Genomic DNA, 14,495 nt, shown 5'->3' with positions numbered 1-14,495 from the left:
ATAATTATTTAACGATTAAAATTAACTATTTATTGAATTAACAGTTTCAATTTAACGATTTTTAACGTCGCATTTAACGCGTATTTAACACTGCAAAAACCAATGTTTTATTCCTATATTTGTACCGCTTATGAAACTTAATTTCTATAAATATCAAGGTACAGGAAACGATTTTGTAATGATCGATAACCGTTCATTACACTTCGACAAAAACAATACCAAACATATTGCTTTTTTGTGTGACAGACGTTTTGGCATAGGTGCTGACGGACTGATACTGCTTGAAAATCATCCTGATTATGATTTTAAAATGGTGTATTACAATGCCGATGGTAACGAAAGTTCTATGTGTGGTAATGGTGGTCGTTGTTTGTCAGCTTTTGCAAAGCAACTAGGTGTTGTTAATGATAAAGCTACTTTTATAGCTATTGATGGTTTACATCATGCTGTTATTGAGCAAGGTGTTGTGAGTCTTCAAATGCAAGATGTTTTAAAAGTTAATCAACAGCAAGACTATGTGTTTTTAGATACTGGTTCGCCTCATCATATAGAAATGGTTAATGACTTGAAGCATTTTGATGTCAAAACAAAAGGTTCAGCAATCAGATATGGTAATTTATATGGTAAAGCAGGAAGTAATGTAAATTTTGTTGAAAAAATTTCAGAAGATACTTTTGCTGTAAGAACTTATGAACGTGGAGTAGAAGACGAAACGTTGTCTTGCGGAACAGGAGTGACTGCTGTAGCTTTGGCGATGCATTATATTGGAGAAACCGAAAAAAATCTAGTGACATTAAAGACAAAAGGAGGGGATCTTAAAGTGTCTTTTACTGTTGAAAATGGCACGTATAAAAATGTGTGGCTTATTGGACCAGCAACTTTGGTTTATAAAGGGACTTTTGAATGATAACTCTAAAAGGAAAGCATATTTATTTAAGAGCTCTCGAGCTAGAGGATTTGGAATTTATCCATCAGGTAGAAAATGATGAATCCATTTGGGAAATAAGCAGTACCATTACACCATATTCCAAATTTTTAATAAAACAGTATTTAGAAAATGCGCACAAAGATATTTTTGAAGTCAAACAATTACGACTAGTCATTTCTAGTTATAATGATGACGCTTTAGGACTCATTGATCTTTTTGATTTTGATTTCAGAAATAAAAGAGTTGGTGTTGGTATTTTAATTAAAAATCCTGAGGATAGACAAAAAGGGTTTGCTAGTGAAGCTTTAGGATTGCTTATAGATTACTGTGTAAAACATCTAGATGTGCATCAATTATATTGCAATATTTCAGAAGAAAATACTGCAAGCCTTAATTTGTTTGAAAGTCATGGGTTTCAAAAAATAGGACTAAAAAAAGATTGGACCTATACTAATGGTTCTTATAAAAACGAATATTTATTACAACGTATTTCAATTTAAATGTATATAAAGAAAATTCTTTGGGCAATTGCTCTTATAGGTCTAGCAGTAGCTGCTTACTTCGCGTATTTTGTGTATAGTGCAATGTTTAAGCCTAATACAAGTTTTAATAATGAAAATGCCTATGTGTTTATTCCTACAGGAGCCGACTATAACGAAGTAAGAGCACAATTGGAACCATTGTTATTGGATATTGATGCTTTTGATGCGTTAGCAAAGCAAAAAAAATACACAGCTAATATAAAAGCTGGTAGGTATGAAATTAAAAAAGGAATGAGTAATAACGATATTATCAATTCGATTAGAAGTAATAATATCCCAATTAAAGTATCTTTTAATAATCAGGAAACATTAGAAAAACTTGCAGGTAGAATTGCAAACCAAATAGAAGCAGATAGTTTGTCTTTAATTGAAACTATGACTTCTGAAACATTTTATGAAAAAAGCGGTTTTTCAAAACAAACAGCTTTAGGGATGTATATTCCAAATAGCTATGAGTTTTTCTGGAATACTTCAGCTGAAGAATTTAGAGACCGAATGTTAAAAGAATATAACCGATTTTGGAACGACAGTAGAAATGCGAAAGCTAAAGCATTAAACATGTCTAGAGATAAGGTTATGGCTTTAGCGTCTATTGTATATGAAGAGTCAAAGCAAGCTAGCGAGCAACCTCGTATTGCAGGTGTGTATATGAATAGGTTGCGAATAGGAATGCCTTTGCAAGCAGACCCAACATTAAAATTTGCAGCTTATCAATTGCCTCAATATAAAAATACAGTAATAAAACGTGTATTGAATATTCACAAAGAAATAGAGTCACCTTATAATACATACATGAATGCTGGATTACCTCCAGGGCTTATCGCAATGCCAGATATTTCGGCAATTGATGCTGTGTTGAATTATGAAAAACACAATTACCTTTATTTTGCTGCTGATGCTAAACGCTTAGGGTTTCATAAATTTGCTAAAACCTTAAGTCAGCACAATGTAAATGCTAGAGAGTATCAGCGTTATTTATCTGCTCAAGGAATAAATAGGTAATTTTAATGCGAAAAAAAATCTGTTATATAGCCTTTTTACTTGTATCAGTATCTTTTTCGCAATCTACATTTGAGTCGTTTTTAAAGCCTAGTGATAGTTTAAATCTTTCAAGACGTAATGCAGTTGTAATAGCTGAGTCTTCTTTAGCAGGACTAACGCTTATTGGTTTAGATAGACTTTGGTATGCCGATTATCCTCGTTCAAAATTCCATACATTAAATGATAACAATGAGTGGTTGCAAATGGATAAACTTGGTCATGTGTTTACATCTTATCAATTAGGAAGAGTAGGTGCTAATGTTTTAAATTGGAGTGGTGTACGTAAAAAAGACCAGCTTATTTATGGTTCTACTTTAGGCTTTACCTTTTTAACAGCTGTAGAGGTTATGGATGGTTTTTCTGAAGAATGGGGTTTTTCTTGGGGAGACATGATAGCTAATGCCACAGGAACAGGCTTGTATGTTGGCCAAGAATTACTTTGGCAAGAACAGCGTATTGTTTTAAAATATTCTTTCCACCAAACTAAATATGCTGCTCAACGTCCTGATAAACTTGGAGATGGCTTTTTTGAAGAGTTTTTAAAAGACTACAATGGTCAAACCTATTGGCTCAGTGCTAATGTACACTCGTTTTTCAAGGATAGTAATTTTCCCAAATGGCTTAATGTAGCTATTGGTTATGGAGGAGATGGTATGTTATCTGGTGAAAATGAGAGTGTTAATAACTCAATGATAAGTCAAAATAGAATTCGTCAATTCTATTTAAGTTTAGATGTAGATTTGTCAAGAATTAAAACGAACTCTCGTTTTTTACGAACGATATTTGACGTTTTTAATGTTATTAAGGTACCATTTCCAGCATTGGAGTTTACCGATAAAAAAGGCATAAAGCTCCATGGAATCTATTTTTAGAGCGGTTAAACGATTAATTTTCAGGTTTTAAAAAAAAGTTATATCTTTGCACGCTGAAATTTTAGGTCCATTTTTGGGGAATTAAGGACTTAATAAATTAGCTATTATGATAAAAAAGAAAACTAATTTTTTTGTTATCCCTCTTGCAATTGGCGCTTTAATTTTTTTAGCGTTGTATTCAAACACTAAAGTAGATTTAACAAATTATTCTACTGAGGGTTTGGAAATAGATTTTACAGTATCTAAGGACATTGCTTTATTAGCAAAAGATTCTAAAGGTGCAGTATCACCTATTTCAAATGACATTCAATTTCCTTACTTAGGGAAATCTTACGTAGGTTTTAAAGAAGCTCTTGGATTCAAAGAATCTGGTAGCAATTATTTTAGAGTTAACACACTTGGTTATTTAGGAAAGTACCAATTTGGTGCTGAAACATTAAAATTGATAGGTATTTATAACCCTAATCAGTTTTTATACAATCCTGAATTACAAGAAAAAGCTTTCTTAGCAAATGCTGAACGTAATAAATGGATATTACGTAAAGACATTAACCGCTTTGTTGGAAAAACAATAGGAGGCGTTAATGTTACTGAATCTGGTATTTTGGCTGCAGCGCATTTAGCAGGTCCTGGAAGCGTAAAAAAGTATTTAAGAAGTTATGGTTCTAATAACTTTAAGGATGCTTACGGAACTTCAATTAGACATTACCTAAAGAAGTTTTCTGGTTACGATACATCGCATATTGTACCAAACAAGAAAGCGAAAGCAGTACTTTAATAAAGAATTAATCTTTATGAATAGCAAAGATTGACGGACGTTTATGTAAGTCAATCTTTGTTTTTTTCCACTCATTCACGGTTTGCGTTTTTATATACTCAGTAGGTAATGTAATATCACAAGCAATACATATTCTTGTATTTTGGTGTAACAAACTACAAATATCTTCTAGCATTTTATTATTTCTGTAAGGAGTTTCAATAAAGAGTTGTGTTTGATTTTGTTCAAAAGATAACTTCTCAAGTCGTTTTAAAGCAGACTTTCTTTCAGCTTTGTCTATTGGTAGGTAGCCATTAAAAGCAAAATTTTGTCCGTTCATTCCAGAACTCATTAATGCCAAAATAATAGAAGAAGGTCCAACCAAAGGTACAACCTGTATGTTGTTTTGGTGTGCAAGCTTCACAATTTCAGCACCAGGATCGGCAATTCCTGGACAACCAGCTTCAGAAAGCAAACCCATGGGTTTTCCTGCTTTACAAGCATCTAAAAAGTTTGAAATCTCAAAATCTTCAGTGTATTTATTTAATACATTAATATTTAACGAAGGCTGCGATTTTCTTGGGCTTACTCGTTTTATAAAATGTCTAGCTGTTTTTTGATTTTCAACAATATAATCGTCAACCATTTCAATAATTTTCTTTACTGAAATTGGTAAAACTTCAAGTGGAGGATTATCTCCTAAACGTGTAGGTATAAGGTATAATTTACCGTAAGTATTGTTCATTCTTAATTAACAATGAGCTTTTTAAATTGTGTTTGTCCATTATTATTAACTAGTTGTACTAGATAAAGTCCGTTTGATAATTCTTTTGTAGAAATAGTAGTTAACTGATTGTCAAATTCATTAACAGACTTTACAAGCTTACCTTGCATGTTAAATAAATGAACAGAATTTAATGATGAATAAAATTCTAATAGGTCTATAGTGAAACTTTCGTTTGCAGGATTAGGATATAATTTAATGTCAGATAATTGATGCTCATCAACACTTAAATTAGCATCAATGATTTTATAGATCGTTCCAGAAGACAAGCCAGCAACATATAATTCTCCATTAACATCTTCACCAAAACAACTCCATCCATTTCCTGAATATTGCTCAGTAAAGGTATAACTCCAAGTACCTTCGTTGTTACTTAAAATTCCTATTTCATTACTGCAGTAATCAGCAAAAAAGTAAACACCATATAAATTAGGTTGAGTTGAACCTCTATAAATATAACCACCAGTTATTGAGCATTTAAAGGCTCCAGATGAGGTATGACCATATTCAGCAACCGGAAAAGTCATTTCAGACATAGGAGGACAATCGGCTGTGTTATAGGTAGAGTTTCCTTCATAACAACGCCATCCATAATTAACACCTAAAGCAGATGCAGAAGGAGTAGCCATATTTATTTCTTCGTACTCATTTTGTCCAACATCAGCAATCCAAATGTCATTGGTTAGACTATCAAAAGAAAACTTCCAAGGATTTCGCAGTCCATAAGACCAAATTTCGTCAAGAGCAGTTGCGTCACCAACAAAAGGATTTGTAGCAGGAATAGCATAGTTGTTTCCTCCACTAGTATTATCAACATCTATTCGAAGCATTTTACCTAATAAAGTACTGAGGTCTTGAGCTCTATTTCCTGGATCACCACCTGAACCTCCATCTCCTGTCGCTATGTATAAATAGCCATCATTTCCAAACGCCATGTCACCACCATTATGATTGATATAAGGTTGAGAAATAGTCATTAATATTAGCTCAGAACTTGAGTCTGCTGTATTGCTATCGCTTCTTGTGAATCTTGAGATTACAGTATCACCTGCGTTGTTTATATAATTAACATAAAAATAACCGTTCGAAGCATAATTTGGGTGAAAAGCTAATCCTAAAAGTCCTTGTTCACCACCATTATCAGTAACGTTTACGTCAATATCTAAAAAAGGAGTTGGGTTAATTGTGCCTTCTTGGTTTATGATTTGGATATAACCAGATCGTTCTGCAACAAAAAGTCTATTATCGCCTGAATGCTTGATATTTACAGGGTTTGAAAGTCCTGTAGCAAAAGTTTCAATCTCAATATCTTGAGCAAACCCAATAGAAAAACTAAAGAGTATAACTAGAGAGGTTAACTTTTTCATAGTATTAATTTAAGGGAGTTTGTTGCAACAAAATACAAAAAATCTAACAATATCAATGAATTTAATTGTTAATCAGGTTTTTAGAAATAATGTTGCATGCATTGTCAAGAAGAGAGTATACGCGCTCAAAATTTTTAATTGTTCCATAGTAAGGATCAGGAACATGTTTGTCTTTGATGTGAGGGTCTACTTCTAAAATAAGCTTTACTTTAGAAATGTCGTGAGTGTTCCTAGCGAGTTTAATTACGTTTTCGAAATTAGATTGATCCATCACAAAAATATGGTCAAAAGTATCAAAGTCAGAAACTTTAAACTGTCTTCCGCGTTGGTGCGAAATGTTAATTCCGTTAGCTTTTGCTACAGCAATTGACCTATGGTCTGGGCTGTCGCCAACATGATAGTTTGCTGTACCAGCTGAATCTACATAAAACTTGTCTGAAGGTAGCTTAGATTCTAAAATACCATGAGCCAATGGTGAGCGGCAAATATTACCTAAGCAAACCATTAGAATACTTACCATAACTTAATTTTAGAGCGATAATTTTTTAGAAAGATCTTCTACGTATTTTCTAAACTGTTTGTCAGTAGAAGATAAATTGTCTACAGTTTTACAAGCATGTAATACTGTTGCGTGGTCACGTTTTCCAATTTGAGAGCCAATACTCGCTAAAGAAGCTTTAGTGAATTTTTTAGCAAAAAACATAGCTAATTGTCTAGCTTGTACAATGTGACGCTTTCGGGTTTTAGACTGTAATGTGCTAACGTCCATTTGGAAGTAGTCAGAAACTACTTTTTGGATATAGTCAATTGAAACTTCTCTCTTAGTATTCTTAACAAATTTTTCAACAATATCCTTAGCTAAGTTTATTGTAATTTCCTTTTTATTGAAAGAAGATTGTGCTATTAAAGAGATTATAGCGCCTTCTAATTCTCTAACGTTAGTTTTAATGTTTTTAGCAACATACTCTATGATTTCTTCAGGCATTTCAACACCATCTCTGTAGAGTTTGTTTTTAAGAATAGATACTCTTGTTTCAAAATCAGGACTCTGTAGTTCTGCTGAAAGTCCCCATTTAAAACGAGACAATAAGCGTTGCTCAATATCTTGCATATCAACAGGAGCTTTGTCACTTGTTAAAATGACTTGCTTACCATTTTGGTGTAGATGGTTGAAGATATGGAAGAATACATCTTGAGTTCCAGATTTGCCTGAGAAAAACTGAACATCATCAATAATTAAGACATCAATAATTTGATAAAAATGAATAAAGTCATTTCTGTTATTCTTTTTTACTGAGTCAATATATTGTTGTGTAAATTTTTCAGCAGATATATAAAGTACCGTCTTTTCAGGATACTTGTCTTTAATATCAATACCAATAGCATGAGCTAAGTGGGTTTTTCCTAATCCAACACCACCAAAAATAAGTAATGGGTTAAACGATGTTCCTCCAGGTTTGTTAGCAACTGCTAAACCTGCATTTCTTGCTAACCTGTTTGAATCTCCTTCAAGGAAATTTTCAAAGTTGTAGTTAGGATTTAATTGAGACTCAATTTTTACATTTCTAATTCCAGGAATTACAAATGGGTTTTTAAGCTCAGGATTTTTATTGTTTAAAGGAATATCAACATCTTGCGACTTAACAGCTGTTCTGTTAGAGCTTGGTATTTTTTCAGTAAATGGTTGTTTGTTACCATAGGTGTTTTCCATTTTAATAACATATACCAATTTAGCAGTTTCACCAAGTTCTTTTGTAAGCGCAACTTTAAGGATTTTTACATAGTGCTCTTCAAGCCACTCGTAGAAGAATTTACTAGGTACTTGAATGCTTAAAGCATTGTCTGTAAGTTTAACTGCTACAATTGGTTCAAACCAAGTTTTGTATGCTTGGGGCTGTATGTTATCTTTTATAAAAGAAAGGCAATTATTCCAAACCGATTGCGCAGTTACATTCATTCTCTAAGTTAATTTTTGATGTTTAGTTAGTTTAGTTTAGTAAAAAAAAGAGAAATTCGAGTTTCTCTTGAGTCATTTTTTTTACCTGACAAATATGTGAACAAAATTCTTAAAAAAAAAATCAAAACTCGTTGAATTTTAAGAATTTTTTTCTCATGTTTAAAACTTGTTGAAAGTACAAAAAAAAAATTAAAATTTTATGGTTAATCCTACAAAATGCTCTGAAAATCAGATTAGAGTACGTTATGGTGAAACAGATCAAATGGGTGTGGTTTACCATGGAAACTACGCGCAATATTTTGAAATAGGTAGAACAGAGTGGTTAAGAGAATTAGGAGTAACTTATAAACAAATGGAAGAAGATGGTGTTATGCTTCCGGTTATATCTTTAAATGTAAAATTCAAAAAGTCAGCGTATTATGATGATGTTATTAAAGTGATAACAAAACTAAAAAAAATGCCAACAGCAACTATAGAATTTGACTACGAAATTTTAAATTCTAAAAATGAAATTTTAACGACTGGAAATACCGTTTTGGCGTTTATAGATATTAACAAGAATAGACCTACAAGATGTCCAAAATATATTTTAGACAAATTACAAGATTAATCGTTTAATGGGCTTATAGAAACTTCAAATAAGCTATCAAAAGCATTAAAAATGGATTCGCTTTCTTTTAATCTTACAGAAATATTAAGTTGACAATCTAATTCTAGTTTTTGATCTAAAACCTTTATGTTTTTTTCTTTTATAATACGCATCACTTTATTCATGTTTTTGTAATCAAAAGTGATTTTGTAATGCCTGTTAATAGTTTTAGTAACAATTTTTGAAGCTTCTAAACTTAATTGAGCCGCTGTTTTATAAGCATTTATTAAACCACTAACACCTAGTTTTACGCCTCCAAAGTATCTTACAACTACTATTAAAATATTTGTGACTTCAAAAGATTGTATTTGCCCATAAATAGGCATGCCTGCACTGTTGTTGGGCTCACCATCATCATTTGCTCTAAACTGTATGTTGGTTTCGTCTGTTCCTATTTGGTAAGCATAACACCAATGTCTGGCTTGGTGGTGTTGTTTTTTTAAATCTTCTATATATTGTTTAACCTTATCTTCAGAAGTGACAGGAAACGCGTATCCAAAAAATTTACTGTTTTTGTCTTTGAATAAGATTTCTTCAGATGGTTTGTTTATGGTTTTGAAAGTATCTTTCATTATGCTAATGTCACTAAAATTATTGAGACAATCGCTAAAACAATACCTATCCAGTTTTTAGCAGAAAGTTTTTCTCCAAATAAAATTAGACCAGTTAAAGTGGAAAGCATCACAATACCTACATTATTTACAGTAAATAGTGTAGAACTCTCAAATGTTTCATGGTCCAGTGCTTTTAATAAAAAGTAAATAGAACTGTAGTTTATAACACCAAGTGTAATACCTCCTAATAAACTTTTAGGTTGAAATTTAAATTCGCCTTTTAATCGTTTTGCAATAAGGGTTAATACACCAATTAATGCTGCGCAACCAAAAATTGTTGCCGAAAAAATAGGAATTCCATTTTCAGGAACGTAAGTAGTTTCTAGATATTTAATAGAGGTGTCTATAACTCCAGAACCTAAAAACAAAAGTATAGGAAAGAGTAAGTTTTTCTTAAAATTGATTTTAGATCCCGCTTTTATGGAAGCTAAATATACTGCAGCTAAAGCTAGTAATATACCTATCAGCTTTTGAAATCCAGTACTTTCATTATAGACGTAAATACCAAAAATAACAGGAATTACAACACTCATTTTTGAAGCTACTGAAGCAACAGAAACACCGTTTTTTTGAACTGTAATTGCCATTACAATAAAAATACTTATAAATAAAACACCTAAAAAAACGGCTCCCAAAAACCATTTTGAGTTGGTGATTTCAGAAATACTTATAGGTGAATCGTAAGCGATTAAACCAACAATACATGCTATAAAATAGTTGACAACTATAGCTTGAGTAGTGTCAATTTTAAATCGTTGAAAGAGCTTAAAAACAATAAAAATTAAAGTTGAAGCGAGTATGCTAAAAACTAAATACATTAAAATAAATGGTTGTTTATAGTGAATAAATTTACAACATCTTCAGTAATAGGGTTGATGTTCCAGGTATGAATGCCTAGTTTTGATGCAGAGTCAGTGTTCTCTTTGGTGTCGTCAATAAAAAGACACTCTTCAGGTTTTAAATTGTTTTCAAGGAGTACAAACTCATAGATGTTAGCGTTAGGTTTTCTTAAATTGATTTCGTGCGATAAATAAAACTCATGAAATTGAGTTTTAAAATCGTCGTAAAATTCCACCTTGTCTTTTATCCAATCAATATGTAATTCATTAGTATTACTCAATAAAATTAGTTTGTAGACATCAGTTTTAGCAAGTGTTTTTAAAAACTCTAAACGATGAGTAGGAAAATCTCTTAAAATATAGTTCCAAGCATCAAGAATGGATTCTTTTGAGAGTTTAGGGAAATTCTCCACATAAAACTCTATAAATTCTTCGCTAGATATAAGTCCTTGCTCATACAAACTATTTATGGCAATGAGTTCTTCAGGGAAAGTTTCAACTTCAAACAAATTAAGAGCGTTATTCATTGCGCCTTCTTTATCTAGGTTGATAAACACGTCGCCAAAATCAAATATTAAGGTTTTAATCATAGTTTTTCGTGTAAACGGATTTTTTTTAGTTATATATCCTTATCAGGATTTTCATAAATCCTTAAAATATCATTTTTAATGTTTTCTTCAGAAATTAGCTTTCCTGTAAAATTTGGTGCTTTTATACCTTCTTTAAACATAGTTTGTCCTGTAAACACTCGTGCTTCATCCCAAACACCAGAATCTATAAAAAGCTGTAAGGTTTTTGAGCCTCCTTCAATAATTACAGAATTTATTTCAGCATCATATAAAGCTTTACAAATAGCTTGAACTGATGTGTCTTTGATTACTATGGTTTGTGCATCGTTATTAAAGACCTTATGTGTTTTTGAAAGCGTTTCGTTTTTGTCTAAAACCACACGAATAGGATTTGTTCCAGTCCAATCCCTTACTGTTAAGCTTGGGTTGTCTTGTAAAACAGTATTTGCACCAACCAAAATAGCTTGTTCTTCACTACGCCATTTATGCACTAATTGTCGTGAGTAAGTGTTAGTAATCCAAACAGGTTTTTGCTCTTCTTTAGTTAATGGAGCAATAAAACCATCAGTGGTTTCAGCCCATTTTAAAATAATATAAGGACGTTGCTTGTTGTGAAATGTAAAGAAGCGTTTATGATGTATTTTACAAGCGTCTTCTAAAACGCCAACAACAACATTGCATCCAGCATTTTTTAGTTTTTCAATACCTTTTCCTGCAACTTTACTATGAGTGTCAATAGTACCAATTACAACTTTAGGGATGTTATGTTTAATAATTAAATCGCTACAAGGTGGTGTTTTTCCATAATGACTACAAGGTTCTAAAGTAACATAAAGTGTCGCTTTTTCTAGCAAAGATTTGTCTTTTACCGATGCTATGGCATTTACTTCTGCATGATTGCCGCCATAAGGACTTGTAAAGCCTTCGCCAATAATAGAGTTGTTATGCACAATCACGCAACCAACCATTGGGTTTGGTCTTGTGGTTCCCAATCCGTTTTTGGCAATTTCAATACAGCGTTTTATGTAATAGTCGTGTTGTTTCAAGAAGAGTAATAATTAACAAATATTATAATTTATATTTATAGAAAATTAAAATAACATTGAAAAATTTCTTTTATCGCTTATTATCTTATTTAGTTTGCATTTTTATAATGATAATAGGTTATTCACATATGATTTCAATACCTAAGATGGAGTTTCCATATGTATACAAATCAATCTTAACAAGCGCTATTGTAGCATTTTTTCTGATAGCTTTACCATTATTATATATAATTAAAGATTTAATTAAATGGTTGAGAAACAAAAACTGAAATCTACCAAAGCAATTGAATGATTTCTTATCAAAATCGAATTTATAATATGTATCTTCATCCCGAAAAATTTCGGGATAAAAATAATACAATAAAGTGAGCAATAATAATATTGTAATTAGAGAAATACAGCCTGAAGATGACCAGCAAATTGCAAAGGTTATCAGAGAGGTGCTTATTGAGTTTGGAGTGCCTAAAGTTGGAACAGCCTATGAAGACAAAGCTTTAGACTGTATGACAAAAACGTATGATACTCCTAAATCTAAATATTTCGTTATTGACCACAATGGTAAAATTATTGGTGGGGCAGGTATTTCGCAATTAGATAACTACGAAGGAAATGTTTGCGAATTGCAAAAAATGTATTTTTTACCAGAAGCTAGAGGTACTGGTTTAGGTGCAAAAATGATGGCAGTTTGTCTTGAACAAGCTAAACGGTTTGGGTTTGAACACTGTTATTTAGAAACCTTGCCATATATGAAAGCAGCCACAAAACTCTACGCTAGAGTAGGGTTTCAGTCACTAGATAAGCCAATGGGAAATACAGGACACTATTCGTGTAATGTATGGATGATAAAAAAGTTATGAAGTTAAAAGACATTCAAACATTATTTCATAAAACGCTAGATACTATTTATGGTAAACAAGAGGTCGATAGCTTTTTCTATCTCTTGACTGAGCATATTGTTGGTTTAAATAGAATGGCTTTAGCTTTAGAGCCAAATGCTACCATCAATAAAAAAGACGAAGAGGTTTTTCAAGATGCTTTAAGCAGACTAGAACAGCAAGAGCCTATTCAGTATATTATTGGAGAAACCGAGTTTTACGGTTTAATGTTCAAGGTCAATCCAGATACCTTAATTCCAAGACCTGAAACCGAAGAACTTGTTGAGTGGATTATCAAAAATCACTCAGCACAAAACCAAGATGTTCAATTAAATATTTTAGATATTGGTACAGGAACAGGTTGTATCGCGATTTCTCTGGCTAAACACTTGCCAAATGCTAAAGTTTATGCTCTAGATGTTAGTAAAAACGCATTGGAAGTAGCGAGACAAAATGCTGAAAATAATAATGTATCTGTGCAATTTATAAATGATGACATTATAAATCCTAATGGGTTTAAATCAGATTTTAAATTTGATATCATAGTGTCCAATCCGCCTTATGTACGACAACTTGAAAAGCAGGAAATAAAACCAAATGTGCTCAACCATGAGCCACATCTAGCGTTGTTTGTTGATGACCATGATCCGTTGTTATTTTACCGAGCTATATGTGAATTTTCAACTATTTATTTGAAAGAAAAAGGCACTTTGTATTTTGAAATTAATCAATATTTAGGAAAAGAAATGGTTGATTTAATGCAGACATTTTCTTTTGAAAACGTAGAACTAAAGCAAGACTTATTTGGTAACGATAGAATGGTGAAAGCAGTAAGTTTTTAAGATTTTCAATAATTCTTAATGACTAATTACACTTAATATGGCTTTAATTTTTTTTGAGTCAGAAAAGGTGAGAGGTGTTGAAAATAACGAACCATCACTTTCGATGGTTGAAGAAGCTGATGCGTGAATTTCCTTTAATCCTATTTCTTTAAAACGTTTAGCGTTATTTTGGTTAATGCCACCACCTGCTAAAATGGTAATTCTTCCTTTAGCTTTTTCGTTTAGTTTTTTTAGAGTATTAATGCCTTTTTCAGCTGAAGGTTGTAAACCAGAAGTCAGTACTCTTTCAATACCTAAATTGATGAGCTGTTCGAGAGCTTCTTCAGGATTTTTAACGCAATCAAACGCACGATGAAATGTAAAAGAAAGCGGTTTGGAGAGCTCTACAAGTTCTTTTGTTTGTTTTAAGTCAATAGTGTTGTTTGGATTTAAAACCCCTGAAACGATACCTTGAAAACCTAACTTTTTACATAATTGAATGTCTTGTTTCATGATGTCAAGTTCATCTTCTGTATAGATAAAATTTCCACTACGAGGTCTGATTAATACAAACACTGGAATTGAAAGTGTATCTCTTACTTGTTTTAAAAAACCATAACTAGGTGTAATGCCACCAACAGAAAGTTCTTGACATAACTCAATACGATGAGCTCCTGCGTCTTGAGCGTTTTTAGCTGATTGGTAAGAATTGGCACAGATTTCTAAAAGCATGTTTTTGTGTTTGTCACATCGAGTGATTTTGATTTATCAAAATTGTATCGAGATGCTTGTTCTCGATACAAAATTATTACATAATTTCACTCGAACTGACTA

Annotated in this window: 17 protein-coding genes; 8 read left to right on the top strand and 9 right to left on the bottom strand. The window is 32.1% G+C overall.

Going from position 1 to position 14,495, the window contains the following annotated elements:
• Positions 1-130 precede the first annotated feature (130 nt).
• The 5 genes from dapF (at position 131) to A8975_RS06970 (ending at position 4,161) form a co-directional block, all read left to right on the top strand.
• A complete protein-coding gene (dapF, locus tag A8975_RS06990; RefSeq protein ID WP_134199358.1) occupies positions 131-907 on the top strand; it encodes a diaminopimelate epimerase in 777 nt (258 codons plus the stop codon).
• A complete protein-coding gene (locus A8975_RS06985) occupies positions 904-1,428 on the top strand; it encodes a GNAT family N-acetyltransferase (RefSeq protein ID WP_129760367.1) in 525 nt (174 codons plus the stop codon). Before dapF ends, A8975_RS06985 begins: the two co-directional genes overlap by 4 nt.
• Positions 1,429-2,472: an endolytic transglycosylase MltG gene (mltG, locus tag A8975_RS06980; protein WP_131507182.1), complete on the top strand. Its 1,044-nt coding sequence runs from the start codon at positions 1,429-1,431 to the stop codon at positions 2,470-2,472. It begins immediately after the preceding gene.
• 5 nt (positions 2,473-2,477) lie between these two features.
• Positions 2,478-3,383 carry a DUF2279 domain-containing protein gene (locus tag A8975_RS06975; RefSeq protein WP_134199356.1) on the top strand — a complete coding sequence of 302 codons (906 nt, stop codon included), beginning with the start codon at positions 2,478-2,480 and terminating at the stop codon, positions 3,381-3,383.
• 106 nt (positions 3,384-3,489) lie between these two features.
• Positions 3,490-4,161 carry a peptidoglycan-binding protein LysM gene (locus A8975_RS06970; protein WP_129760364.1) on the top strand — a complete coding sequence of 224 codons (672 nt, stop codon included), beginning with the start codon at positions 3,490-3,492 and terminating at the stop codon, positions 4,159-4,161.
• A gap of 7 nt (positions 4,162-4,168) precedes the next feature.
• Here A8975_RS06970 and A8975_RS06965 read toward each other — a convergent pair whose 3' ends face one another.
• The 4 genes from A8975_RS06965 to dnaA all read right to left on the bottom strand — a co-directional run bounded on the left by A8975_RS06965 (position 4,169) and on the right by dnaA (position 8,248).
• On the bottom strand, positions 4,169-4,885 hold the full coding sequence (locus A8975_RS06965; RefSeq protein ID WP_131507178.1) for an SAM-dependent methyltransferase: 717 nt from the start codon (positions 4,883-4,885) through the stop codon (positions 4,169-4,171).
• Between the two features lie 2 nt (positions 4,886-4,887).
• Entirely contained in the window at positions 4,888-6,291 is a 1,404-nt protein-coding gene (locus A8975_RS06960) for a PQQ-dependent sugar dehydrogenase (protein ID WP_134199354.1), read from the bottom strand.
• Between the two features lie 61 nt (positions 6,292-6,352).
• Positions 6,353-6,811 carry a low molecular weight protein-tyrosine-phosphatase gene (locus tag A8975_RS06955; RefSeq protein WP_243832957.1) on the bottom strand — a complete coding sequence of 153 codons (459 nt, stop codon included), beginning with the start codon at positions 6,809-6,811 and terminating at the stop codon, positions 6,353-6,355.
• A 9-nt stretch (positions 6,812-6,820) separates the two neighbouring features.
• Positions 6,821-8,248, bottom strand: a complete 1,428-nt coding sequence (dnaA, locus tag A8975_RS06950) for a chromosomal replication initiator protein DnaA (RefSeq protein WP_129760360.1) — start codon at positions 8,246-8,248, stop codon at positions 6,821-6,823.
• A 199-nt stretch (positions 8,249-8,447) separates the two neighbouring features.
• Here dnaA and A8975_RS06945 point away from each other — a divergent pair, with 199 nt between their 5' ends.
• Positions 8,448-8,858 (top strand): acyl-CoA thioesterase, encoded by a 411-nt coding sequence (locus A8975_RS06945; protein WP_134199352.1) that lies wholly within the window; start codon positions 8,448-8,450, stop codon positions 8,856-8,858.
• Here the strand turns inward: A8975_RS06945 and A8975_RS06940 are convergent.
• Genes A8975_RS06940 through ribD form a run of 4 tightly spaced genes read right to left on the bottom strand, consistent with a single transcriptional unit; the run spans position 8,855 to position 11,965 of the window.
• Positions 8,855-9,469, bottom strand: coding sequence for an IMPACT family protein (locus A8975_RS06940; RefSeq protein WP_134199350.1), 615 nt, complete (start codon positions 9,467-9,469; stop codon positions 8,855-8,857). The two genes, A8975_RS06945 and A8975_RS06940, sit on opposite strands and share 4 nt — an antisense overlap.
• Entirely contained in the window at positions 9,469-10,329 is an 861-nt protein-coding gene (locus tag A8975_RS06935; RefSeq protein ID WP_134199347.1) for an EamA family transporter, read from the bottom strand. The genes A8975_RS06940 and A8975_RS06935 overlap by 1 nt, the downstream gene beginning before the upstream one ends.
• On the bottom strand, positions 10,329-10,940 hold the full coding sequence (locus tag A8975_RS06930; RefSeq protein WP_134199345.1) for an HAD family hydrolase: 612 nt from the start codon (positions 10,938-10,940) through the stop codon (positions 10,329-10,331). Before A8975_RS06930 ends, A8975_RS06935 begins: the two co-directional genes overlap by 1 nt.
• A 29-nt stretch (positions 10,941-10,969) precedes the next feature.
• The gene (gene ribD, locus A8975_RS06925) at positions 10,970-11,965 is read right to left on the bottom strand and encodes a bifunctional diaminohydroxyphosphoribosylaminopyrimidine deaminase/5-amino-6-(5-phosphoribosylamino)uracil reductase RibD (RefSeq protein ID WP_134199343.1); all 996 of its coding nucleotides are present in this window, start codon (positions 11,963-11,965) and stop codon (positions 10,970-10,972) included.
• A gap of 365 nt (positions 11,966-12,330) precedes the next feature.
• On the opposite strand from ribD, the gene A8975_RS06920 reads away from it, so the two are divergent.
• Both A8975_RS06920 and prmC read left to right on the top strand, forming a co-directional pair.
• Positions 12,331-12,822 (top strand): GNAT family N-acetyltransferase, encoded by a 492-nt coding sequence (locus A8975_RS06920; RefSeq protein ID WP_134199341.1) that lies wholly within the window; start codon positions 12,331-12,333, stop codon positions 12,820-12,822.
• Complete coding sequence (prmC, locus tag A8975_RS06915) at positions 12,819-13,682, top strand: peptide chain release factor N(5)-glutamine methyltransferase (protein ID WP_134199338.1); 864 nt, start codon at positions 12,819-12,821, stop codon at positions 13,680-13,682. Before A8975_RS06920 ends, prmC begins: the two co-directional genes overlap by 4 nt.
• A gap of 15 nt (positions 13,683-13,697) precedes the next feature.
• On the opposite strand, the gene A8975_RS06910 is transcribed toward prmC, so the two are convergent.
• A complete protein-coding gene (locus tag A8975_RS06910) occupies positions 13,698-14,393 on the bottom strand; it encodes a copper homeostasis protein CutC (RefSeq protein WP_134199336.1) in 696 nt (231 codons plus the stop codon).
• Between the last annotated feature and the right edge of the window lie 102 nt (positions 14,394-14,495).

This window comes from Meridianimaribacter flavus, from assembly GCF_004366715.1.
Lineage (GTDB): Bacteria > Bacteroidota > Bacteroidia > Flavobacteriales > Flavobacteriaceae > Gaetbulibacter_B > Gaetbulibacter_B jejuensis.
This window is presented reverse-complemented; position numbering and strand designations above follow the sequence as displayed.